20 protein-coding genes are annotated in these 23,214 nt (G+C 72.3%); 12 read left to right on the top strand and 8 right to left on the bottom strand.

All coding sequences use genetic code 11. From position 1 onward, the window contains the following. Positions 1–158: 158 nt before the first annotated feature. Genes OG230_RS32100 through OG230_RS32090 form a run of 3 tightly spaced genes read left to right on the top strand, consistent with a single transcriptional unit; the run spans position 159 to position 2,980 of the window. The gene (locus OG230_RS32100) at positions 159–995 is read left to right on the top strand and encodes a YndJ family protein (RefSeq protein ID WP_328907253.1); all 837 of its coding nucleotides are present in this window, start codon (positions 159–161) and stop codon (positions 993–995) included. Beyond that, entirely contained in the window at positions 992–1,507 is a 516-nt protein-coding gene (locus OG230_RS32095; protein ID WP_328907252.1) for a DUF1990 family protein, read from the top strand. Before OG230_RS32100 ends, OG230_RS32095 begins: the two co-directional genes overlap by 4 nt. A gap of 21 nt (positions 1,508–1,528) precedes the next feature. Next, positions 1,529–2,980, top strand: coding sequence for a lipase maturation factor family protein (locus OG230_RS32090; RefSeq protein WP_328907251.1), 1,452 nt, complete (start codon positions 1,529–1,531; stop codon positions 2,978–2,980). A gap of 61 nt (positions 2,981–3,041) precedes the next feature. Here OG230_RS32090 and OG230_RS32085 read toward each other — a convergent pair whose 3' ends face one another. Both OG230_RS32085 and OG230_RS32080 read right to left on the bottom strand, forming a co-directional pair. After that, positions 3,042–3,215 carry a hypothetical protein gene (locus OG230_RS32085; protein WP_328907250.1) on the bottom strand — a complete coding sequence of 58 codons (174 nt, stop codon included), beginning with the start codon at positions 3,213–3,215 and terminating at the stop codon, positions 3,042–3,044. A 362-nt stretch (positions 3,216–3,577) separates the two neighbouring features. Further along, a complete protein-coding gene (locus OG230_RS32080; RefSeq protein ID WP_328907249.1) occupies positions 3,578–5,074 on the bottom strand; it encodes an SDR family NAD(P)-dependent oxidoreductase in 1,497 nt (498 codons plus the stop codon). Positions 5,075–5,276: 202 nt separating this feature from the next. On the opposite strand from OG230_RS32080, the gene OG230_RS32075 reads away from it, so the two are divergent. Together OG230_RS32075 and OG230_RS32070 are read left to right on the top strand one after the other, a co-directional pair. Continuing rightward, a complete protein-coding gene (locus tag OG230_RS32075; RefSeq protein ID WP_328907248.1) occupies positions 5,277–6,191 on the top strand; it encodes an RNA polymerase sigma factor SigF in 915 nt (304 codons plus the stop codon). 128 nt (positions 6,192–6,319) lie between these two features. Further along, positions 6,320–6,775: an ATP-binding protein gene (locus tag OG230_RS32070; RefSeq protein WP_328907247.1), complete on the top strand. Its 456-nt coding sequence runs from the start codon at positions 6,320–6,322 to the stop codon at positions 6,773–6,775. Between the two features lie 52 nt (positions 6,776–6,827). Here OG230_RS32070 and OG230_RS32065 read toward each other — a convergent pair whose 3' ends face one another. Next, positions 6,828–7,538 (bottom strand): (2Fe-2S)-binding protein, encoded by a 711-nt coding sequence (locus OG230_RS32065; protein WP_328907246.1) that lies wholly within the window; start codon positions 7,536–7,538, stop codon positions 6,828–6,830. Positions 7,539–7,759: 221 nt separating this feature from the next. Here OG230_RS32065 and OG230_RS32060 point away from each other — a divergent pair, with 221 nt between their 5' ends. After that, complete coding sequence (locus OG230_RS32060; RefSeq protein WP_443051428.1) at positions 7,760–9,031, top strand: DMT family transporter; 1,272 nt, start codon at positions 7,760–7,762, stop codon at positions 9,029–9,031. On the opposite strand, the gene OG230_RS32055 is transcribed toward OG230_RS32060, so the two are convergent. From OG230_RS32055 to OG230_RS32040, 4 genes are all read right to left on the bottom strand, one after another. Then, the gene (locus tag OG230_RS32055) at positions 9,001–10,302 is read right to left on the bottom strand and encodes a transglycosylase family protein (RefSeq protein WP_328907244.1); all 1,302 of its coding nucleotides are present in this window, start codon (positions 10,300–10,302) and stop codon (positions 9,001–9,003) included. The two genes, OG230_RS32060 and OG230_RS32055, sit on opposite strands and share 31 nt — an antisense overlap. Before the next feature lie 157 nt (positions 10,303–10,459). Next, positions 10,460–11,968 carry a carboxylesterase/lipase family protein gene (locus tag OG230_RS32050; protein ID WP_328907243.1) on the bottom strand — a complete coding sequence of 503 codons (1,509 nt, stop codon included), beginning with the start codon at positions 11,966–11,968 and terminating at the stop codon, positions 10,460–10,462. Between the two features lie 115 nt (positions 11,969–12,083). After that, positions 12,084–13,592 carry a UDP-N-acetylmuramoyl-L-alanyl-D-glutamate--2,6-diaminopimelate ligase gene (locus OG230_RS32045; RefSeq protein WP_328907242.1) on the bottom strand — a complete coding sequence of 503 codons (1,509 nt, stop codon included), beginning with the start codon at positions 13,590–13,592 and terminating at the stop codon, positions 12,084–12,086. A gap of 243 nt (positions 13,593–13,835) precedes the next feature. After that, positions 13,836–13,988 (bottom strand): hypothetical protein, encoded by a 153-nt coding sequence (locus tag OG230_RS32040; protein WP_328907241.1) that lies wholly within the window; start codon positions 13,986–13,988, stop codon positions 13,836–13,838. A gap of 342 nt (positions 13,989–14,330) precedes the next feature. Between OG230_RS32040 and OG230_RS32035 the strand changes: the two genes are divergently transcribed. The 4 genes from OG230_RS32035 (at position 14,331) to OG230_RS32020 (ending at position 18,357) form a co-directional block, all read left to right on the top strand. Beyond that, the gene (locus OG230_RS32035) at positions 14,331–14,840 is read left to right on the top strand and encodes a DUF5709 domain-containing protein (RefSeq protein ID WP_328907240.1); all 510 of its coding nucleotides are present in this window, start codon (positions 14,331–14,333) and stop codon (positions 14,838–14,840) included. A gap of 88 nt (positions 14,841–14,928) precedes the next feature. Beyond that, a complete protein-coding gene (gene gndA / locus OG230_RS32030) occupies positions 14,929–16,371 on the top strand; it encodes an NADP-dependent phosphogluconate dehydrogenase (RefSeq protein WP_328907239.1) in 1,443 nt (480 codons plus the stop codon). 115 nt (positions 16,372–16,486) lie between these two features. After that, positions 16,487–17,563, top strand: coding sequence for a Dyp-type peroxidase (locus OG230_RS32025; RefSeq protein WP_328907238.1), 1,077 nt, complete (start codon positions 16,487–16,489; stop codon positions 17,561–17,563). Beyond that, positions 17,560–18,357, top strand: coding sequence for a family 1 encapsulin nanocompartment shell protein (locus OG230_RS32020; protein WP_328907237.1), 798 nt, complete (start codon positions 17,560–17,562; stop codon positions 18,355–18,357). Before OG230_RS32025 ends, OG230_RS32020 begins: the two co-directional genes overlap by 4 nt. Before the next feature lie 24 nt (positions 18,358–18,381). On the opposite strand, the gene OG230_RS32015 is transcribed toward OG230_RS32020, so the two are convergent. Further along, a complete protein-coding gene (locus OG230_RS32015; RefSeq protein WP_328907236.1) occupies positions 18,382–19,791 on the bottom strand; it encodes a M64 family metallopeptidase in 1,410 nt (469 codons plus the stop codon). A gap of 218 nt (positions 19,792–20,009) precedes the next feature. Here OG230_RS32015 and OG230_RS32010 point away from each other — a divergent pair, with 218 nt between their 5' ends. After that, complete coding sequence (locus OG230_RS32010) at positions 20,010–21,419, top strand: helix-turn-helix domain-containing protein (RefSeq protein ID WP_328907235.1); 1,410 nt, start codon at positions 20,010–20,012, stop codon at positions 21,417–21,419. A 72-nt stretch (positions 21,420–21,491) separates the two neighbouring features. Then, on the top strand, positions 21,492–23,135 hold the full coding sequence (locus tag OG230_RS32005; protein ID WP_328907234.1) for a PucR family transcriptional regulator: 1,644 nt from the start codon (positions 21,492–21,494) through the stop codon (positions 23,133–23,135). Positions 23,136–23,214 lie beyond the last annotated feature (79 nt).

Raw genomic sequence — 23,214 nt, 5'->3', positions numbered from 1 at the left:
ACCTCGAACCGATGAGTCCCCCCATCTCTGCCGCACACGGCGCCCCTTCGCAAGCCGAAGCATCACCGCCCCGGCAGACGCCGAGAGGACTTGAACGCGTTCAAGAAAGGCCATAGTCTCAGCACGCCCGTTGAACACGTTCAAGAAGAGGGGGCGTCGTGTCCGTACTGGTGAATGCGATCGTGATGCTGGGCATGCTCGTGGTCGTGCCCGCCGGACTGCGCCTGATGGACGCCCCCGAACTCGACCGGATGAGGCGGCTGTGGCCGCTCTTCGCATGTCCCGGCGCCGTGGCCCTCTGGCTGCCGCGCGGTCTCCCCGCCACCTCGCTCGCCCTCTGTTACGCGCTGGGCGCCGTGGCCCTGGCGCTGCACGCACCGCTGCGCGCAGCGCGTACCCGCAGCGCGCATCCCACGGAGATCGCCCTGTACACCGCCCTGGTGGCGCCCTCGGTCGCCGCGCTCGCTCTGGTCGCCGAGCGCTCGGGGCACGAGCTGTTCGGCTTCGAGCTCGGAATCCTGGCGCTGACCGTGCCGCACTTCCACTTCGCCGGTTTCGCCGCCGCGCTGGTCGCGGGGCTCCTCTGCCGGGTCAGCGACACTCCGGCCGGCCGCTTCGCCGCGCTGAGCGTGCCGCTGGGCACGCTGCTCGTGCTCGTCGGCTACTTCCTCGGGGACTGGGCGGAGCTGGCCGGGGCAGTCGTCCTGACGGCCGGAATGTGGTCCGTCGCCCTGCTGACGCTGCGCACCGTGCGCACCGGCGGCCCGGACCGCACCACCCGGATCCTGCTCGTCACCTCGGCCGCGGTCCTCGTCGCCACCATGGTCCTCGCGCTGAGCTGGGCACTCGGCGAGGCGACCGGCATCGCCCACCCCACCCTGGCCTGGATGGCCGCCACCCACGGTCTCGGCAACGCACTGGGCTTCGCGCTCTGCTCGGTGCTCGCCTGGCGCCGGCTCCACGACCGCACCCCTCCGGAAGGCAGGACCGCATGAGCACCCTCACGTACCCCGAGGTCGGCGCCACCCTCCTCGGCCCGCTCCCCGACGGCTACCACCACCTCCACCACCGGACCCGGGTCGGCCGGGGCACGGCGGACTTCGAGGCGGCAGGCGCCGCCGTCACCGGCTGGCGCATGCACCGTGCGGCGGGAGCGGGGGTGAACGCGACGGCACCGCGGGCCGAGGCCGGAACCGGCGTCGCGATCTCCCTGGGCATCGGCCGGCTCCGGGTCACCGCCCCCTGCGAGGTGGTCTGGGCGGTGTACGAGAGCGAGCGCATCGGCTTCGCCTACGGCACCCTGGACCGGCACCCGGAGCGCGGCGAGGAGTGCTTCGTGGTGGACCTCGCCGACGACGGGTCGGTGTGGTTCACGGTCATGGCCTTCTCCCGGCCGGCCTGCTGGTACGCCCGGCTCGCCGGACCGCTCGTCCCGCCGGTCCAGCGGTGGTACGCACGCCGCCTCGGCCGCGCGCTGCGCCGGACGGTCGCCTCCCGCCGGCCCTGACCGTGCCCGATACTGGAACCGATGGAGTGGTTCACCGCAGATGGCTACTGGCTGAGCCGGCTGATCTTCCAGCGCTCGCTCGCCGTCCTCTATCTGGTCGCGTTCCTCGCCGCGGCGCTCCAGTTCCGCGCCCTGATCGGCGAACGCGGGATGCTGCCCGTACCGGCCCTGCTCCGCCACACCCACTGGCGCCTCGCCCCCGGCCTCTTCCGGCTCCACTACTCGGACCGTTTCTTCGCCGTCGTGGCGTGGGCCGGCTGCGCCGTCGCCCTCGCCCTGATCGCGGGAGTGGACGCGTACGTCCCGCTCTGGGCCGGAATGCTTCTGTGGGCGCTGCCCTGGGTGCTGTATCTGTCGATCGTCCAGGTGGGACAGGTCTGGTACGGCTTCGGCTGGGAGTCCCTGCTGCTGGAGACGGGCTTCCTGGCCGTCTTCATCGGCAGCGGCGACACGGCGCCGCCCGTGCTCGTGCTGTGGCTGCTGCGCTGGCTGCTGTTCCGCGTCGAGTTCGGCGCCGGACTCATCAAGATCCGCGGCGACTCCTGCTGGCGACGGCTGACCTGCCTGGAGTTCCATCACGAGACCCAGCCGATGCCGGGCCCGCTGAGCTGGTTCTTCCACCGGCTTCCGAAGCCCGTGCACCGCGTGGAGGTGGCTGCCAACCACGTCACGCAGCTCCTGGTCCCGTTCCTGCTCTTCACCCCGCAGCCGGTGGCCAGCCTGGCCGCCGGACTGATGATCGTCACCCAGCTGTGGCTGGTGCTGTCGGGCAACTTCGCCTGGCTGAACTGGCTCACCATCACGCTCGCCCTGTCGGCCGTCGACTGGTCCCGCGTGGCCGGGGAGCCACCCGCCCAGTCCGCGCCGCCCCTCTGGTACGAGGTGGTGGTCATCGCCGTCACCGTCCTGGTCGTGGCCCTCAGCTACCGCCCGGCCCGCAACCTGCTCTCCCGCCGCCAGGTGATGAACCGGTCCTTCGACCCCCTCCACCTCGTCAACACCTACGGGGCCTTCGGGAGCATCAGCCGGGTACGGCTGGAGGTCGTCGTCGAGGGAACCCGCGAACCGGTGCTCCACGAGGGCACCCGCTGGCAGGAGTACGGCTTCCGCGGCAAGCCAGGCGATCCCCGACGGCTGCCTCGCCAGTTCGCCCCGTACCACCTGCGGCTGGACTGGATGATGTGGTTCGCCGCGCTCTCCCCCGCGTACGCCCGGTCCTGGTTCGGGCCGTTCGTCGAACGGCTGCTGGAGAACGACCGCGACACCCTGCGACTGCTGCGGCACAACCCGTTCCCCGACGAGCCGCCGGTCCACGTGCGCGCCCGCGTCTACCGCTACCGGTACACCTCCTGGCGCGAGCTGCGGGAGACCGGAAACTGGTGGCACCGCGACTACGTGCGCGAGTTCATGCGGCCCGCCTCGCTCGGCCCGTCCTTCGCCGCCCGCCCTCGCGGCCGGGGCGGACCGCACTGAGCCCCGCCCTTCGCGCTGACGCGGAAAGGCGGGGCCGGAGGTGGAGCGACCCGGTGGGCGGTCAGTCGATGCCGGGGAGGATGTGCGGCTCGGCGAGGTCGTCCTCGTAGCCGGCCAGCCGGATCGGTGCGGACCTCGCCCAGACCTCGAGGTTCCGGAGCTTTTCGGGCCGACGGGCCCGCTCTCCGTACCGTTCGTCCGGTCGCTTCTCGTACTTCGTCAGTTCTGGTGTCACCGCGCACTCCTTTGTGTCGCGTAACCCCGGGTCATGGACGCGACGGCCCGAAACCGTGCATCGAGCGCCCCGGGGCAGGGGCAGGAACAGCTCGGTCGCGGTGGCGCCCGTAGGGGGCGGGACGGCGGTCCGGTTACGGACCTGTCCCAGGACGGCCGAGGAGTCTTTGTGGATTCCTTGGTGGCGTCCGTTGTCACCAGACTAACCAAATGAGCGCGCCCGCGCTCGACAGAACGTATGGCCTGGGTCACTTTCAGTCAACGATCTCACTCAACCGGGGCCGCATGCGTGCATAACGGGACAGAAAAACGGCGGCCCGTGGACACGGACCGCCGCTTTTGTCGTACTCGCTGTGCCCGGGGCTACCAGTTCCCGGGTGCGTAGTCCTTGAGGAAGCAGCCGTACAGGTCCTCGCCGCCCTCGCCGCGCACGATCGGGTCGTAGACCCGGGCGGCGCCGTCGACCAGGTCGAGCGGGGCGTGGAAGCCCTCCTCGGCGAGACGCAGCTTGTCGAAGTGCGGGCGCTCGTCGGTGATCCAGCCGGTGTCGACCGAGGTCATCAGGATGCCGTCGGTCTGGAACATCTCCTGGGCGCTGGTCCGCGTCACCATGTTCATGGCGGCCTTGGCGGCATTCGTGTTCGGGTGCCCCGCGCCCTTGTAGCCGCGGCCGAAGACGCCTTCCATCGCCGAGACGTTGACGACGTACGCGCGACCGCTCGCCGACTTCTTGGCAGCGTCGGCCATCGCCGGGCGGAGCTTGCTGATCAGGATGAACGGCGCCGTGTAGTTGCACAGCTGGGTTTCGAGCAGCTCCACCGGGGAGATCTGCTCGATGGTCTGCACCCAGGTGTTGGTGCGGACGACGTCGGGGACCAGACCGCCCGCGTCGATGGCGGTGCCGTCCAGGTGCCGGGCGACGCTGGCGTTGCCCGCGACCAGAGCCAGGTCGGCGACCTGCTGCGCGTCGATGCCGGAGATCCCGGCGGGCAGCGTGGCCAGACCGTCCACCGCACCGGAGCCGAAGGCGCCGATCACATGGTGGGCGGGGAGCTCCCCCGCGGGGAGCGGGGCGCTCTCGCCCTCGATCAGCGCCGCGTAGGCGGAGGGCAGGCGGCGCACGGTCTGCGTCGCGTTGTTGATGAGGATGTCCAGGGGACCCTGCTCGGCGACCTGGTCGGCCACGGCGACCGCCTGTGCGGGGTCGCGCAGGTCCATGCCGACCACCTCCAGGCGGTGCAACCAGTCCGCCGAGTCCTCCATGGCCTTGAAGCGGCGGACGGCGTCCTTGGGGAAGCGGGTGGTGACGGTCGTGTGCGCACCGTCACGCAGCAGCCGCAGCGCGATGTACATGCCGATCTTGGCGCGGCCACCGGTGAGCAGGGCGCGCTTGCCGGTGAGGTCGGCGCGGGCGTCCCGCTTGGCACGGTTCTCGGCGGCGCACTTCTGGCAGAGCTGGTGGTAGAAGTAGTCGACCTCCACGTACCGCGCCTTGCAGATGTAGCAGGAGCGCGGGCGCTCGAGTATCCCGGCGATCTGGCCCGCCTCGGTGACCGACGAGGGCAGGATGCCCTCGGTCTCGTCGTCGATGCGCACGGCGGAGCCGGTCGCGGTGGCCTCCGTGACCGCCTTGTCGTTGGCGGTCTTGGCGGCCCTGCGCTCCTGGCGGCGGCGCTGCTTCACCGTGCGGTAGACGCCCGCGGTGGCACGGCGTACGGCGATCGCGTCCGGGTGGTCGACATCGATGGTGTCGAGTTCGTCGAGCACGCTCAGGCAGACGGCAAGCCGCTCAGGGTCGATGCCGGGACCGAACTCACCGGCTCCGGGATCGATCTCCGGGCTGTCAACTGTCACCGTCATGCCGTTCCTCTGTTACTCGAAGATGCCGGCCACAGGCTGCGCCAGGCCGCGTTACTACGGGCCGAACGCCCCGATCAAGTTTGCCACGGCCCGGCGTGGCCCCGATGCGCCCTCGGAAGGCGCCGAGGAAACCGGAATGCATGACTTCGCCGGAGCCGGGCATACGAGCTTCCACACCATCGGCAATTGGGAGGGCGACACCATGACGGCAATGTCAGTGCGAACCACCGGAGCGGTCGGCGCGGACGCGTCGCAGGACCACCAGGTCGGTACGCGGACATGTGCCGCAACAGCCGCCGGGACCGGCACACTTCCCTGGATCGAGGACACCGGGAAGGTGGCTCCCCAGGACGCCCGCGCACTGTCCCGGATATTCTTCGACGAGCTGCAGACCCTCGAAGAGGGGACGCCGGAGCACCAGTACGCGCGCAACACCCTCATCGAGATGAATCTCTCCCTGGTGCGCTACGCCGCGTCCCGCTTCCGCAACCGCGGCGGTGACGAGGCCGAGGACATCATCCAGGTGGGCACGATCGGCCTGATCAAGGCCATCGACCGCTTCGACCTCTCGCGGGAGGTCGAGTTCGCCACCTTCGCCGTGCCGTACATCGTGGGCGAGATCAAGCGGTTCTTCCGTGACACCACCTGGGCCGTCCATGTGCCGCGCCGCCTCCAGGAGCTGCGGGTCGATCTGGCGAAGGCCAAGGAGCAGCTTTCGGCGGAGCTGGACCGCGACCCCACGGTCGCGGAGCTCTCCGCCCACCTGGACCTCCCCGAGGAGGAGATCATCGAGGGCCTCGTCGCGGCGAACGGCTACTCGGCCGGCTCCCTGGACACCCCGTCGGCGGACAGCGACTCCGGCCAGGACCAGCGGGCCTACGCCGACGTGCTCGGCGAGGCCGACCCCGGCATGGAGACCGTGGAGAACCTCCACACCCTCGCGCCGCTGCTGGAGAAGCTCGACGACCGCGAGCGCAGCATCGTGCAGATGCGCTTCGGGCAGGAGATGACGCAGTCCCAGATCGGTGACCGGCTGGGGGTCTCCCAGATGCACGTGTCGCGTCTGCTCAGCCGGATCGTGCAGCGGCTGCGCACCGGAATGTGCGTGGAGGTCTGAACCGCCGCACGGCGGCGGGCGAAGCGTCTAAGATCTGGGGGCATACCCCGGAGTGGGATCTCTCGACGCGGGTAGACGAACGGCGAGAACAGGTCTCCGACCTCCCTGCGGCGCCCTTGGCTGGAGCTATGAATGAACAGGCCACCTCACGGCCGGACGACCCCGGTCAGGGGTTCCGGTGCACGGAGGTACTGCACACCGCCGAGGTGTTCGCGGGCGAGCCGGGCTGCATAGCTCAGGCCCGTGCGCTGGCGGACCGCTTCCTGACCCGGCTCGTCGCCGAGTGGCTCGCCGTCCTGCGTGAGCACACCCGTAGCGATCTGATGCTCGCGGTGAGCGAACTGATCACCAACGCCGAGCGCTACAGCCACGGTCCGTACCTGCTGGAGCTGGAGGGCACCGCCGAGAGCATCAGCGTCACGGTGTACGACAGCAGCACCGCGCTCCCCGTCCTCTACGCGCCCGACCCCGCCCGCCTCGGCGGTCACGGGATGGAGATCGTCGTCGCCCTGTGCGACCGGCTCACCGCGGAGCGCGTACCGGTCGGCAAGCGCATCCGCGCCGAGTTCCAGCTCAGCACCTGAAGCGCCCGCCCCCGGCCACCCGGGGCGGGCGCTTTCCGTCCCGGGGTGCGCGTCACCCGGGAGCGACGCCCTTGGCGGCCCCCGGCCTGCGGTCGAAGACGCAGTCGCCGCAGAGACCGCCGTCCGGGCACCGGTAGTACAGACAGCAACTGCGCCGTCGGAACGCGGGCCCGTGCGGGGTTCCCGTGGAGCGAAGGTCCGGATGGCCGAAGAGCTCGGCGGCCAGCGTCCGCGCCCGCTCCGCCGCTTCCGGTCGCCCGTGGGCGCGCGCCCACGTGGCCAGTTCCCTCACGGCGCCGCCGAGCGCCGAGCCCGCGTTGCCCCAGAGCAGCCGCTCGGAGATGGTGCCTTCGGCGCGCATCGCCGCGGCGAGCGGCACCAGGTGCCCGAACTGGACGGCTTCCCGGATGCCCTCGGCGGTACCCGGCAGCGTGTCGGTGCCCGACAGCCACAGATCGTCGGGCGAGGTGTGCGCGGGGTCCCAGAAGAACCGGTCCGGCGAGAGGTCGGGCAGACGGCCGAAGAGGGCCGCGTGCCCCAGCGCCACGGACCAGAGCCGGGCGGCCAGCCCGAGCTGCGCTATGGACGCGGCGACTCTGCGCTCGGGGGTGCGGAGCCGGGCGGCGACCGTGTCGACACGGGCCGTGAGAGGGCCGAGGTCCCCCGCGTAGAGGTCGGCCAGCGGGCGGTGGGCGCCACCGGGGACGGCGTCGGTACGCAGGGCGAAGAAGCCCCCGGGCATGCTCGGCTCGGTCCTGTCCATCGACTGCTCCCCCTCGGACCGGTTCCTGCCCGTCCGTCCCGTTCGACCACCCGCGGTGCCGGGTTCGGAGCTCACCGTACCGGCCGGGCCCGAACTTCTGAGGACCTGGGCGAGGAGGACTACCGTCGGGAGGAGGACGAAGGACTCGCGTTCGTACTACTAGAGCAGTACGTCGAATCGCCGCCTCAGGGACGACGACTCGGCGGCCCCGACAGGACATCGTGGTCTACATGAGCTCACTCGCGCTGTCTGTGCTGCTGTCACTGGTCTCCGCGGTCGCCTACGCGGCCGGGGCGATCGTCCAGGAGCGCGTCGCCGCGGGTGGGGACGGCCGCTCGTACGCCGCCCTTCTGCGCAACGCCGCCTGGTGGGCCGCCGTGGCCCTGAACGGCGTGGGTGCGGTGCTCCACGTGGTGGCCCTGGCCTACGGGCCGCTCAGTCTCGTCCAGCCCCTCGGTGCCCTGACGATCGTCTTCGCCCTGCCCATGGCCGCGCTGTTCGTACGCCGCCGGGCGGGGAGGACGGCCTGGCGCGGCGCCGTCATGGCCACGGTCGGTCTCGCCGGTCTGCTGGCCCTGGCGGGGAACACGGAGTCGCACGCGCTGGGCGCTCCGCAGCAGATGATGCTGGCCACGGTGACGTTCGGCGGGGTGGCGGCGCTCTTCCTCGTAGCGAAGGGGCTCCACAGCCCGATGGTGCGCAGCGTCCTGCTGGCCACCGGTGCGGGGATCGCCTTCGGTATGGGCTCGGTGTTCACGAAGACCGTGGCCGTGGAGTGGACCTCCGGTCCGGTGGGCTCGGGGCTGCCGACCCTCCTGGTGATCGCGGGCCTCGCGTCGGCGGGACTGCTGCTCTCCCAGGCCGCGTACCGCGGAGCCGGTCTGACCGCGCCGCTGGCGATCGTCACGGTGGTCAATCCGGTGGTCGCGGCGGCGGTGGGCATCACCTTGTTCGGTGAGCAGTTCCGTTACGGCCTCACCGGCACCCTGCTCGCGCTGTTCTGCGGTGCGGTGACGGCGGCCGGGCTGATCCTGCTCACCACGGAGCGGCTCGGGGCGGAACGGACGGGGACGGCACCGGGCGCGCTGCCGGGCGCCGTGCCCGCACAGGCCGCCGGGGCGGGTGGCGCCGCCGAGGCCCTGGCAGGAGGCTCCACGAGGGCCGTACGCGCGCCGCGGAGCCGCGCCGGCCGTCGGCCCGAGCGTGCGGTACCGCCCACGCCGAAGCCGTCCGTCGGAGCTCCCTCCGTGGCCTCGGACCGTCCGTCCGTGACCTCGGACCGGCCGTCCGCCGAGGGGGCGTCCACGGCTTCCTTTCCGGCGCCGAACTCACTGCCGCTGACCCTGACGCTGCCACAGGGGCGCGGTGTGGGGAGCGTGAAGTTCAGCGGCGGGCGCACCTTCGCGGGGCCCGCCCGGCACGACGAACCGTCGACCGGGAGCACCCGGCGGACCGGACCGGTTCAGATCTTGACGCCGCCTGCCCGGAGGTAGGCCAGCGGGTCGATGTCGGAGCCGTATCCGGCTCCCGTACGGATCTCGAAGTGCAGGTGCGGGCCGGTGCTGTTGCCGGTGGAGCCCGAGCGGGCGATCCGCTGGCCGCCGGCTACCTGCTGTCCCGCGCGTACGTGCAGCGCCGACAGGTGGGCGTACTGGCTGTACCTGCCGTCGTTGTGCCGGATGACGACCTCGTAGCCGTACGCCCCCGCCCAGCCGGCCGAGACGACCCTTCCGGCGGACACCGCCTTCACCGAGGTGCCGGTGGGGACGGGGAAGTCGACGCCCGTGTGGTAGCCGCTCGCCCATGAGCCGGACTGGTGGTACGGGGTGCCGGTCCGGGCCGCGACCGGTGCGGTGAGGCCGGACTGCTTCTCCGCGCGGTCCGACGACCGGTCCGAACGCGCGCTCTTCTTGGGCTGCTGCTTCGCTTCCTGCTTCGGCTGCTGCTTCGCTTCCCGCTTCGGCTCCTGCTTCGGTTCCTGCCGGGGCTTCGCCGCGGGGGCCGCCGACTTCTTCGGGGCCGGTTCGGCCTGCGCCTCGGCGACGGCCTCGGCCGCGCGCTTCGGTGCCGCTGCCGCGGGCTTCCGGGCGGTGCCCGACGCCTTGGCCACGTCCAGGCTGAGCCGCTGCCCGGGGAGGATGAGGTCGGGGTCGTCCCCGACGACCTGCCGGTTCGCCGCGTAGAGGCGCTGCCAGCCGCCCCGGACCTGTTCGGTCGAGGCGATGCCGGACAGCGAGTCGCCCCGGGCGACCGTGTACGACTCCCGCTGGCCGGGCACCGTCGTCGGCGTGGCCGCGGTCTTCGGCTGCTCGCGCGGGGCGGCCTTCTTCGGCGCGGCGGCGGGTCTGGTCCCCTGGGACTGCGGGGCGATGTCGGGGGCGTCGCCCCCGCGGGTCAGACCCGCGCGTACGGAACAGGTGGGCCAGGCGCCCGGCCCCTGCCCGTCCAGCACCTTCTCGGCGACGGCGATCTGCTGGTTCCTGGTGGCGAGGTCGGCACGCGGCGCGTAGGCCGTGCCGCCGTACGCGGCCCAGGTGGACCGGGTGAACTGCAGGCCGCCGTAGTAGCCGTTGCCCGTGTTGATGTGCCAGTTGCTGGTCGACTCGCAGGCGGCGACCTTCTCCCACACATCGGTCGTCGCGGCACCCGCCGACGCTGCGGTGATGAGCGGGAGCGCGATGCCCGCGCCGCCCGCCGTCACCGTGAGCGAGGCACGGTTGATGCGGCTGGGCTGATATCTGCGGTGCCGTCCGTTCGCGGCCATGACTTGGCTCCCCCACTGGCAGTAGGACACGTCGCAATCGGCCAACTTAGGTGCAGCGGGCGGGTGATGACAAGGGAGCCAGGGGCGCGCGGCCGTCGGAGCGCCGTACGCCCGGCTCCGTGGGAGGTGGTGCGGGTGGGGTGGGGTACGCACACACTCACGGTGCCAACAGGGGATATCCCGCCGCCCGCCACAGCTCCCGGGAGGCGTCCGGCGTTTCGCTCCCGCCCTCCTCCGCGCCCCAGATCCGCACGGCGTCCGGGGCCGAACCGGTCCGCGGCCAGCCGGGGTCGCCCGTGGCGGCGAAGTCCGCCCAGGACCGCATCATCCGGTGGGACAGCGTGCGATCGCCCGGTCCGGGAGGGCCGCCGATCAGGAAATGGACGCTCTCGTCGTCCAGGGTGCCGAAGACGAAGGGGACGTCCGCGCAGTGCCACGCGCGGACCGGCCGGCCGTCGCCGCCGCGTTTGCGGGCGAAGCGCGACAGGTACGCCCTGCCGCCCGCGCGGGCGTGGGACTCGGCGAGTCTGCCGCTGTACTCGGCGAAGAGCAGGTCCCCGTACACCGCGAGGAAGACGTCGAGCACCGGCGCCCCCGGCAGGAGCGCGCGATAGCCGTCGACGAGCGCGGCGGGAAGCCCGAAGTCTGCCGCGAATGCGCTCAGTTGACTCTCCGTGGTGATCTTCGCACTGCTGCCCACGGCGTCGAGCAGCCAGTACTCCTCCGTGGCATGACAGATCATCAGGTCCACCTCGCGGCCCGCCCCGGCGGCGATCGCGGTGAGGGGGTCCGTACGGAGGGTGTCGCCGTCCACGACCGGGCCGTAGATCGCCGGATCGTAGTGGCGCTGCCCGGACGACGGATCCCCGCGATAGGCGTCGACGACCTTGTCGGAGGCGGCGACGAGTTCCTGCGGGGAAGCGGAGAGGAGACCCGGGCGCGACGGAGCGACACCTGCCGCGGCGGCGACCTCCGCGGTGGTCCGCGCGGCGGTCCGCAAGGACGCGCACGCGTTGACGGCGCTGTGGGCGACGGCACGGCGGAAGAGTCCCCGCGCGCGCTCCATCGACATCAGGCAGGCGACGGCTGTCGCACCCGACGACTGTCCGGCCACGGTGACGTTGCCGGGCGCTCCTCCGAACGCGGCGATGTTGTCGCGCACCCACTCCAGTGCGGCGATCTGGTCGAGGAGCCCCCGGTTGTCCGGGCAGGTGCCCTCGTCGCCCGAAGCCGGAACGTGGCCGAACCCCTCGAAGCCCAGACGGTAGTTGAGGGTGACGACGACCAGCCCCTGCCCGGCGAGCGCGGTGCCGTCGAAGTCGGGCTGCGCGGAGGATCCGAAGACGTACGCGCCTCCGTGGATCCAGACCAGCACCGGGAGGGCGTCGCCCTCGCCTCCCGGGGTCCAGATGTTGACGGTGAGGATGTCCTCATCGCCGGGCGACCAGCGGGGCGAGCCGGGGAGTTCAGCCGACTGCGGGGCGACAGGGCCGAACGCCGCGCAGTCCCGTACGCCGTCCCAGGCGGCGGCCGGGCGCGGCTCCCGGAAGCGGTCGGCGCCGAACGGCGGTGCGGCGTACGGGATGCCGAGCACGGCGACGACTCCCGTGTCGCGGACGGCCGGCCGGCCCCGTACCTGCCCGGTCCCCGTCGTGAACACCGTCATCGCCACTCCCTCGCTCGCCTTCGTGCCGCGCCTCCCCCGGGCGCGGGTTCAGCATTCCAGTGAGCGGGCTCCGGCGGCCAACACCGGAATCGTGGCTATTGACGCGTCTTCGTTGTCAGTCGCTGACGGCGGCCAGCGCGGGCAGGTCCTGGTCCTCGGTGAGTTCGCGCACGGTGGCGATGTCGCTGAAGGGAAGCAGGGCGTCGCCGACGATCTGGTGCGGCTCGCTGCCCTTCCCCGCGATCAGGACGATGTCGTCCGGTCCCGCGGCGGAGAGGGCGAAAGCGATCGCCTCGCGCCGGTCCACGAACCGTTCGAAGGGGGTTCCGGTCGCCACGAGGGCCGGAGCGATCTGGTCGAGGATGGCCTCGGGGTCCTCGTGGCGGGGGTTGTCCGAGGTGAGGACGCAGAGGTCGGATCCGGCCCCGGCGATCGTTCCCATGTCGGCCCGCTTGGTGGTGTCCCGGTCGCCGCCGCAGCCGAAGACGGTGATGACCCGGGCGCCGGCGAATCCGCGAATGGTCGTCAGGACCTTGCTCAGGGAGTCCGGTGAGTGGGCGTAGTCCACGATCACCGAGGTCCCGGACGGGGTGCGGACACGCTCGAAGCGGCCCGGGATCTGCGGCATCCGTTCCAGCGCGGCGACCAGGGCGGCCAGATCGTGGCCGAGGACGTGGCAGGCGGCCACCGTGGCAAGCGCGTTGGCCACCGAGAACCGGCCCGGGGAAGAGATCGCGGCCGGGTACGCACGGCCGTCGTGATGCAGGGTGAACCGCGTGCCGGAGGCATCGACCGTGAGGCCGGTGGCGCGGTAGTCGGCCTCGGCGTCGAGGGCGTACGTGGTGACGGCGCCGGGCGCCGCGTCCCGGATCGCGGCGCCCACCGGGTCGTCGACGTTGACCACGGCAAGCCGGCACAGGCCCTCGAACAGGCGCAGTTTGGCGTCCCGGTAGTTCTCCATCGTCCCGTGGTCGTCCAGGTGGTCCTGGGTCAGGTTGGTGAAGACCCCGACATCGATGAAGGTGCGGTCCACACGGTGGGTCAGCAGGCCCATCGAGGTGGCCTCCAGCACCACGGTGCCGACGCCGCGGTCGCGCATGCGGCCCAGCAGGTACTGGAGGTCCGGTGCCTCCGGTGTGGTCAGGACCGACTGCGGCATCGGGATCAGCTCGTCGCCGATCCGGCTGCCCGCCGTTCCGATGACCCCGGCCTTCGCGCCCTCGGCGATCCGCAGCACGGATTCGACCATGTACGAGACGGAGGTCTTCCCGTTCGTTCCCGTGATCGCGATCAGGTCCATCCCGCGGCCGGGTTCACCGAAGTAGCGCGAGGCGACGACCGCGGCGGCGGCCCTGATGTCGGGCACCCTGACCACGCACACGTCCGCCGAGGGTGCCGGGTGCTCCGGCGCGTCGGCGCCGACGAGCACCGCCGCCGCCCCGCGTGCGACCGCCGGTGCGACGGCTTCGGGGCCACCGCCCTGGTAGCCGGGCACCGCGACGAACAGCGAGCCGGGAGCGGCCAGTTCGGCGTCGAACGTGGTGCCCGCGGTGATCAGGATCCGCGCGGGGTCGCCCTGGAGAATCTGGTGTTCCTGTCCGGCCAGCAGCTCGCTCAGCTTCACAGTGATCCCTTCGAAGTGGCCCGGCCCGGTGGTGCGGCCGCGCCGGACAGCGGCACCGGCGGTGTTCCGGAGCTGCGTGGTGATGTGGAGCCGGTGGTGCTTCGCGCGTTCGGGGGGGGGGACGGGACGCGAAAGGTCAGCGGGGCAGGAGGCCCGCTGCGTAAGGGAAGGAACGTCGGTCAGGGGCGGAAGCCCTGCCGGAAGTGCCGATGGTCACGGAACGTGACCGGAGGGCGTAGATCGCTAGCCGTGACCGTGCAGTGCGGTGCGGCAGGTCCCGGACGCGCCGATGGTGGCGGCGCCCGCGGGCCCGGTGCGTGCCGGACGGACCGGGGCCGGGCGCAGCACGGAGGTGGCCTGCGGCAGGCTCTCCCCGGTGGCACGTGTACGACCCATGGGCCGAGTGTACGTCCGGTCGGACCTTTCGGATTCCGCTCCCGGGCGGAGCGGGTGCAAGTGCCGCGAGCGGGACGGCGGAGTCACTCCGTCGGCCGCGCCGCCGCTGGTGGGGATCGGGGCCGGCTCCCGGGCCGCCGCGGTCCCGGAGCCCCGGGGAGCGGCCTCCGACGGTTCGTACGAGGACTCCGGGGCCCGGTCCGCCGGCCTCTTCCGTTGGCGACTCCTCCCGGACCGGAGTGGAATTGCATACACAGGGACGTGGGCCCAGACGCGAAAAACGTCCCGGGCGCTCCGCGCACGCGGGGCACCGCACTCGCCCCCGGATCGAAAGGACATGCCATGACTGACAGCGACCGGGGGGACGATGTCTACCAGCCCCAGGCGCCGGAAGCCTCCGACCCGGACGACCTGCTCGATGTCGAGGACACCCTGGACACCACCGGCATCACCGACGTCCTCGACGCGGGGTACTCCCCGCCCGAGCGGCCGTGGGTCGTCGACGACGAGGGCACCACCGCCGCGGAACAGCACAGCGGTCAGTCCCTGGACCGGCGGCTGACCCGGGAGCTGCCCGACGTCTCCGACGCGGACGACGGACCCGGGGACCTGGCCGGGGGCGACGGGGAGCTCTGGGACACCGAGGTCGGCGTCATCCGTGCGGGCCGGCTCACCCAGCAGGCGGAGGGCAGTGTGCCGTCCACGCTGACCGCCCAGGACGTCGGAATCGACGGGGCCGCCGCGTCGGCCGAGGAAGCCGCCATGCACGTCGTCCCCGACGACGAGGAACCGCTCGACGGCACCCCGCTCGACGACGAGTCCCCGCCGGCCGGAGACGTCACGACGCGCTGAACCCGGCGGCGCCCCCGTACGTATCCATCCGGCCGTCCCGGGAACACGGCACCTCCGGGAACCCGACAGATTCAGGAGCACACCACAGATGACCGGCACTGCGCAGATCGGCGTCACGGGACTCGCGGTGATGGGCCGCAATCTCGCCCGCAACTTCGCCAGGAACGGCTTCACCGTCGCGCTGCACAACCGTACGACCGCGAGGACCGACGAGCTGGTCGAGGAGTTCGGCGACGAGGGCGACTTCGTCCCCGCGCACACGCCGAAGGAGTTCGTCGCCGCGCTGGAGCGCCCGCGCCGCCTGGTCGTCATGGTGAAGGCGGGCGAACCCACGGACGCGGTGATCCAGGAGTTCGCCCCGCTGCTGGAGGAGGGCGACGTCATCATCGACGGCGGCAACGCCCACTTCGAGGACACCCGCCGCCGCGAGAAGGAGCTGCGCGAGCGGGGCATCCACTTCGTCGGCGCCGGCATCTCGGGCGGCGAGGAGGGCGCCCTCAACGGGCCGAGCATCATGCCGGGCGGTTCCACGGAGTCGTACGAGTCCCTGGGCCCGATGCTGGAGAAGATCGCCGCCCGTGCGGAGGACGGCACACCGTGCACCACGCACATCGGTCCCGACGGCGCCGGGCACTTCGTGAAGATGGTCCACAACGGCATCGAGTACGCCGACATGCAGCTGATCGCGGAGGCGTACGACCTGCTGCGCGCCGTCGCGGGCTACTCCCCCGAGCAGATCGCCGAGGTGTTCCGCACCTGGAACACCGGGCGCCTCGACTCGTATCTGATCGAGATCACCGCCGAGGTCCTCGCGCACACGGACGCGGCGACGGGAAAGCCCTTCGTCGACATCGTGCAGGACCGTGCGGAGCAGAAGGGCACCGGGCGCTGGACGGTGCAGATCGCCCTCGACCTGGGCGTGCCCGTGTCCGGGATCGCCGAGGCCGTCTTCGCGCGGTCGCTCTCCGGCCATGTGGACCTGCGGGAGGCCGCACGCGATCTGGCGGGCCCGTCGGCCGTGCCGCTGAGCGGGGCGGAGGCGGCTGCCTTCGCCGACCGCGTCGAGCAGGCGCTGTACGCCTCCAAGATCGTCTCGTACACCCAGGGCTTCCATCTGATCAGGGCGGGCAGCGAGCAGTACGGCTGGGACATCGACCTCGGTGCCGTCGCCGGGATCTGGCGGGCGGGCTGCATCATCCGGGCCGCGTTCCTGGACCGGATCAGGTCGGCGTACGACGCGCGGCCCGAGCTGCTGAGCCTGCTCTCCGACCAGCAGTTCGCCCAGGAGATCGGCGCCGCCCAGGACGACTGGCGGACGGTGATCGCCGAGGCGGTGCGCCAGGGGGTGCCGACCCCGGGGTTCGCCGCCGCGCTCTCGTACTACGACGGGCTGCGCGCCGGCCGGCTGCCCGCCGCGCTGACCCAGGGCCAGCGGGACTTCTTCGGCGCGCACACCTACCGCCGCACGGACCGGGAAGGCTCCTTCCACACGCTCTGGGGCGGTGACCGCTCCGAGGTCACGGCCGGCTGAGTGTTCGCCCGGGCGGCCCGCCCGGGGTGCGGGCGGGCCGGTGGCGTGCGTTAGTAGCAGACGAGTGCCGCTGCCGTCCCGTACCGCCGACGCCCCCACCTCATGGAGTGCGCGCATGCCCGACGCCATCCCGGACCCCGTCGCGGTCCAGCCCGTCGTAGCCCCGCTGACCAACGCCGCGCTGATCCTGGTCGGCACGATCGAGCCGGGTGGCGAGGGTGCCGTACGCGACATGCTGCCGGAGCTCCCGGCCGTGGCCCGGTCGCTCGGCTTCCGGTTCCCGGACGCCGGTCTCGCCTGTGTGATGGGTTTCGGATCCGAGGCGTGGGACCGGTTGTTCGCCGGTCCCCGGCCCGCGCAGCTGCATCCCTTCCGCGAGCTGCGCGGACCCCGCCACCACGCGCCGGCCACTCCGGGGGACGTCGTCTTCCACATCCGGTCCGAGCGGATGGACGTCTGCTACGAGTGGGCGGCTCAGTTGCTGGACCGGCTCGGCGGGGCGGTGCGGATCGTCGACGAGACACAGGGCTTCCGCTACTTCGACCACCGCGATCTGCTCGGCTTCGTGGACGGCACGGAGAATCCTGTCGGTGCCGACGCGCGCTCGGCCGCTCTCGTCGGCGACAGGGATCCGGAGTTCGCCGGGGGCAGCTACGTCATCGTGCAGAAGTACGTGCACGATCTGGACTCCTGGAACTCGCTGACCACGGAAGAGCAGGAAAGGGTCATCGGGCGCACGAAGTTCACCGATGTCGAGCTGCCCGACGACGTCAAGCCCGCCGACTCCCATGTCGCGCTGAACACCATCACCGACGCGGACGGGACCGAGCACGACATCCTGCGCGCCAACATGCCGTTCGGCAGCTTCGGACAGGGCGAGTTCGGGACGTACTTCATCTCCTACGCGGCCGATCCCGACATCACCGAGCAGATGCTCCGCAACATGTTCCTGGGCAAGCCGCCCGCCACGCACGACCGCATTCTCGACTTCTCGACCGCGATCACCGGCTCTCTCTTCTACGCCCCTGGCGCCGACTTCTTCGACGCCCCGCCGCCCGCGCCCGCCCTCGCCGGGACCGAGGCCCTGACGGAACCGGCGTCTGCGCCGGTGCCGCAGGCCGCGGCCCGGGCGGTGGTTCCGGACGGGGGCTCGCTGCGAATCGGCAGCCTGCAAGAAAGCACCCCGCGATGAACAACCTCCACCGCGAACTCGCCCCCGTCACGGAAGCCGCCTGGGAACAGATCGAAGAGGAGGCCCGGCGCACGTTCAGCCGCCATGTGGCGGGCCGCCGGGTCGTCGATGTCACCGGCCCCGAGGGACCGACGCTGGCCGCCGTGGGCGACGGTCATCTGCGCGACATCGATCCGCCCGCCCCCGACGTGCTGGCCAGGGCCCGGACCTCGATGCCGGTCGTCGAGTGGCGGGTCCCGTTCACCGTGACCCGGGCCGCGGTGGACGACGTCGAGCGCGGCTCCGACGACAGCGACTGGCAGCCGGTCAAGGACGCCGCGCGCACCTGCGCGTTCGCCGAGGACATGGCCGTCATCGACGGGTACGAGGCCGCCGGGATCACCGGTCTGCGCACCGGCTCCTCGCACCCCCCGCAGCCGCTGCCCGCCGATGCCCGCGACTACCCGGCGGCGGTGAGCCAGGCCCTGACCCGGCTACGGCTGGCGGGGGTCGACGGGCCGTACCGGCTGCTGCTGGGCGCGGACGCGTTCACCGAGGCCACGGAGACCTCCGACCACGGGTACCCGGTCGCGACGCATCTGGGCCGGCTGCTCGACGACCAGATCCTGTGGGCGCCGGCCGTGACCGGCGGAGTGCTGCTGTCCACGCGCGGCGGCGACTTCGAGCTGTGCCTGGCCCAGGATCTGTCGATCGGGTACGAGAGCCACGACGCGACCAGCGTCCGCCTCTACTTCCATCAGGCGTTCACCTTCCGGATGCTGACGCCGGAGGCCGTGGTCTCCCTCATCGCGTGAGAGGGAGACCACGGCCGGCGACTCCTATCCGAGGCGGGCGCCCGGGGCGACGGTCCAGGTGAGCCGGTCCGTGGCCAGGTTCCGGACCGCGGGGTCGCGCACCGCGTCCGTGCGGTCGACCAGGGTCGCGGTCACCCGGTGGCCGCGCCCGTCCTTGCGGACGCCGAGCGCTGCGGGGGTGACGGTGGTGCGGCCCCGCGCCTCGGCCTTCTCCACGCCGTCGACGTACCAGCGCAGTTCGGGCCGGGCGAGCGCGCCGAGCTCGGCCACCCCCACCGTGAGCCGCTGCGCGGAGCCGACGGCGGACTCCGTACCGACGGTGGAGCTCAGCGCGTTGCCCGCGCGGTAGAAGCCCGCGATCATCGCCTCGCGCCCCGGCAGGTTGAACTCGGTGCTGCTCAGCTCGCGCATGAGTGAGGTGCCGGTCGGCCGGAAGATGCCGTACGGGTAGTAGAAGCTGCCCTCGTACGTGCCGACCGTGCCGCCCGTGGGGTCGGGGCGGCCCAGCCAGCGGTACCACTTGGCCTGCTTCGCGGTCAGCTGCGCCGGTGTGTAGGTGGTGGAGTTGATCCCGGCCGGTTCGCCGCCGGTCCAGGTGCCGTACGAGTCGTACGTGTACTCGTCGTCGAGCAGACCGACGGAGTGCCCGATCTCGTGGGCGGCGATCAGGCTGGACGAGGCGTGGTCGGAGGAGAGGGTGGAGACACCGTTGAAGGGGTACCCCTCGTCCGTCAGGCCGGAGTAGCCCGCGCCGCCGTATTTGGTGGAGTTGGAGACGACGACCACGAGGTCGGCGGCCGGGGCCTTGGCCGCGTAGGCGGCCACCTTGTCGATGTCGGCGCAGATCAGCCGTTCGATGCCCTCGCACCAGAAGTAGCTGCCGAGTGCGGTGTCCTTGACCTGGTCCGCGGTCGGATCGCCGCTGATTCCGGACTCGTTGGACACGGCGTCCACGGTCCAGACGTTGAAGAGTCCCTGGTAGCTCTTGTACGGCTCGATGGCGGTGATGTCGGCCCACTTGGCGGTGGCGTCCGCGTGGAAGTCGCCCTGCTGGCCGGCCGTGTAGCCGTCTCCGACGATCACGATGTCGAGGCGGTCGTCGGTACTGCCGGTCACCGCGAGCCCGGCAGCCGTGCCGTCCACCGCGGCCTCGGAAGCGGAGAGAGGTGCGGTGGTGCGGCGGTCCCCGGCGCCCTCCTCGCCCTGTCCGTGGCCGTCCGCCGGGACCTGTACGGTGCGTCCCTCGCCGCCCGGCTCGGGGAAGTACTCGGCCTTGAGCCGGTCCTGTCCGGCACCCACGGCCGGGGCCGCGGGTGCCGCCGCGGTGGCCGAAGCGGCGGGGGCGGCCGTGACGGCAGCGGTGACGAGCAGTCCGGCCACGGCGATTCCTGCCATGGATGCCGAGGTTCGGCGCATGCCGAGGCGTATTCGCATGTACAACTCCTTCAAGTCCCTGCGGTGTTCCACGCGGTGAGTGAGCACGGAGACGAAAAGCCCCGGCACTTAACGTGCGAGTTAAACTGAATTAATGTGCCGCTTAACCTAGAGCTCCCGGCGACGCGGAACAAGACCTGGGAGCAAGGGGGTTGACGCCCGCGAGGGAGTCCCCACCCCGGGTGCGGGACACAGGGCAGGGCAGAAAGGGTGACGCAGTGGGCGAGAGGCACGCGGCGGGTCAGGGCCCCCGGCACAAGCAGTCCGACGATCCCGGCGCCGTCGGCCGCCGGGTACAACGCCTGCGCGCGGAACGTGGACTGACGCAGCGCCAGCTCGCCGAGCCCTCGTACACCCCGGCGTACATCTCCACTCTGGAGGCGGGCCGGGTCCGCCCTTCGGAGGCCGCCGTCCGCCATCTCGCCGAACGGCTCGGTGTCACCTACGAGGAGCTCGCCACCGGTCGCCCCGCCCATCTCGCCACCGGCCTCCGGCTGAGGCTCGTCGAGGCGCAGCGCACCCTGGCGACCGGAGCGGCCGAGGACGCCGCAGAGGAGTTCACGACACTGCTGGGCGAGGCCGGACGGCTGGGGCTCGACTCCGAACGGGCCACCTCCCTGCTGGGACTCGGCCAGTGCGCTCTGGAGACCGGGGATCTGCCCGCGGCCCGCCGGCACTTCGAGGCGGCCGAGAAAGCACTCGCCGACGCCCCGCTCCCGCAGCGCGCCCCGGCCGTCCGGGGCCGGGCGGTCGCCCATCTGCTGGCGGGTGAACTCCGGTACGCCTGCTACCTGCTGGAGAGCGCGATCGACGAGCTCAACCATTCGGGACTCCAGGACCCCGGCGCGCTCCTGCTGCTCTACACGGCGGCGATCGCGCCGTACATGGACATGGGCGCCCACGCCCGCGCCGCCCAGGCGGGTGAACTGGCCCTGGCCCTGGCCCCCCGCGTCTCCGATCCGGAACTGGTCGCGGGGCTGCACCGCGGGGTCGCCCGGACGCTCATCGCGGCAGGCCGCATCGCGGAGGCCGACGCCTCGCTCGCCAAGGCGGCCGAGATCTACCAGCAGCTCCAGATCCGCACCGAGATGGCGCACTGCCACTGGATGCGCGGCTACGTGCGCGCGCAGGACGGAGATCTGAACGGCGCCGAGAGCGAACTGCGCGCCGCCCGCGACATGCTGGCCTCCAAGCGCGCCGCGCTCTACACCGCACAGGTCGAGGTGGAGCTGGCCGACGTACTGCGCCGGCAGGGCAGGGGTCGGGACGCCGAGGAGCTGCTGCGACGCCTCATCGGCGAGCTCCACCCTGACCGCGGATCGGTCCACGCGGCCGGAGCGCACCGGCTTCTCGGCCTGATCTGCGAGGAGAACGGCGCACTCGAAGCGGCCGAGGAGCACTACGTCAACGCCCTCGCCCTGCTGGAACGGGCGGGCGCGGCGGGTGATCTCGCCGACATCTGCCGCCTGCTGGGCGATCTGTTGCGCAGAACGGGCCGTACGGAAGCGGCACTCGACGCCTACCGCACGGGGCTCGGCCACCGGGCGTCCCCGGGAAGCACCACGCTGGGCCCCGCCCCCGTACGTCCGCAGCATCCGCACGTCGCGGCGCCCCACGGCACGCCCTGACGGTCCGCGCACCCGGCCGCCCCCGAGCTCCGGCCGTTCTCCCCGGGTGGTCGCGCTCGTATGCTCGGGAAGGTGACGAGCCAACCGCCCCACGACGTGCCGGCACAGGGAAGCACACTGCGCGAGATCCTCGCGTTCGACGACAGCGGGACGTTGCGGCTGCTGCTCGCGCCCGCCGGCCAGGACGTCACCGTCCGGGGCGTGGTCTTCGGCGACGAGGAGGGCGCGCAGGCGGCCGAGGCGTGTGCCGTGCTCGCGGTCGGTCCGCCGGTCTCCTCCGCCGGGGCCGTGGCGCCGGTGCGCGAGGCGGCCCGGCGCGGGGCCTGCGCCGTGGTGCTGCGCGAGACGGAGGGCGCGTCGCCCGCGCCCGAAGTGCTCGCGGCGGCCGAGGAGTCGGGGCTCGCGCTGCTGGTGCGGGCCGCGTGGGCGGACTGGACCGGCACGGCCGCCCTGCTGCGCTCCGCGCTCGCCTACGCGGGGACGGGACGCGCCGGGGAACCGTCCGGGGAGCCCGACGGCACGGCGGGCGGTCTGAGCGCGCTCGCCTCGGCCATCGCCGAGTACACGGGTGGGGCGATCACCATCGAGGACACCCGGTTCCGGGTCCTGGCGCACTCCGCCACCCGGCCCGAGGCCGACGGAGTGCGCCGCTCCACGATCCTGGGCGGCCGGGTCCCCGAGTGGCGGGTGGCCGAGCTGCGCCGCAGCGGGATCCTGCACGCGCTGTGGACCTCCCGGGACGTCATCCACCGTCCCGCCCAGGGCGACAGCCCCGAACGCCTGATCATCGCCGTCCGCAGCGGACCGGAGGTGCTCGGCTCGATCTGGGTGGCCGCCGACGGCCGCAGCCTCTCCCCGCAGGCACCGGACGCCCTGCGCCGGGCGGCGGAGGTCGCGGCTCCGCATCTGGTCGGGCACCGGCTGCGCGAGAGCGCGGCCGTACGCCGCCGCGACCACGCCCTGCGCGGTCTGCTGTACGGCCGGGGGGACCAGCGAACGCACGCCTGGTCGCTGGGCCTCTCCCCCGACGCCCCGTGCGCGGTGCTGATCGCCGAACGGGCCGGTGACGTCCGTCCGTCCGCCGACCGCACGCTGGACGTGCTGGCGCTCCAGGCGACCTCGTACCGTTCCACGGTTCTGGTGCTCCGCGAACGGGAACGGCTCCTGATCCTGCTGCCGGTCGGCAACGCCCAGGACCGGGACGCCGCACGCATGGCCAGGGAGCTCGACGCCCTCGCGGCCTCGCTGCCCGCGGGCGTCCCCGTCCGGGTCGGGGCGGGGTCCGTCGTCGCCTCCGCCCTCACCGCCTCCGCTTCGTTCGAGGAGGCGGCCCTCGTCGTACGGGTGCTGCGCGAGCGCGAGCGCCGCGGCCCGGCGGAGGGCGAGCCGCGCCGCGCGACGGCAGCCGAGCTCGGGCCCTCACTCGACGTGCTGCGCGTCCTGGACGCCGTACGGCCCTTGTGGGAGCAGGGCAGCGGGCCGGTGCACGATCTCGTACGGGCCGATCTGGCGGCCGGTGGCGAGCTCGTCCGCACGCTGGCGGCCTACCTCGACGTGTCCGGGGACGTCGCCCGGGCGGCACAACGGCTCGTACTGCATCCCAACACGCTGCGTTACCGGTTGCGGCGTGCGAAGGAGCGTTTCGGTGTGGACATCGACGACCCCGACACCCGGCTGCTCCTCACGCTCGCCGTCCGCCTCACGCCTGGGGTCTGAGCGTTTCGGTACGATTTAGTAGGGCAGTTGCCCGGACGGCCAAGGTTCGGCAGGAGTCTTGGCCTGTTCGACAAAGACC

The sequence above is a fragment of the Streptomyces sp. NBC_00234 genome (assembly GCF_036195325.1).
GTDB lineage: Bacteria > Actinomycetota > Actinomycetes > Streptomycetales > Streptomycetaceae > Streptomyces.
This window is presented reverse-complemented; position numbering and strand designations above follow the sequence as displayed.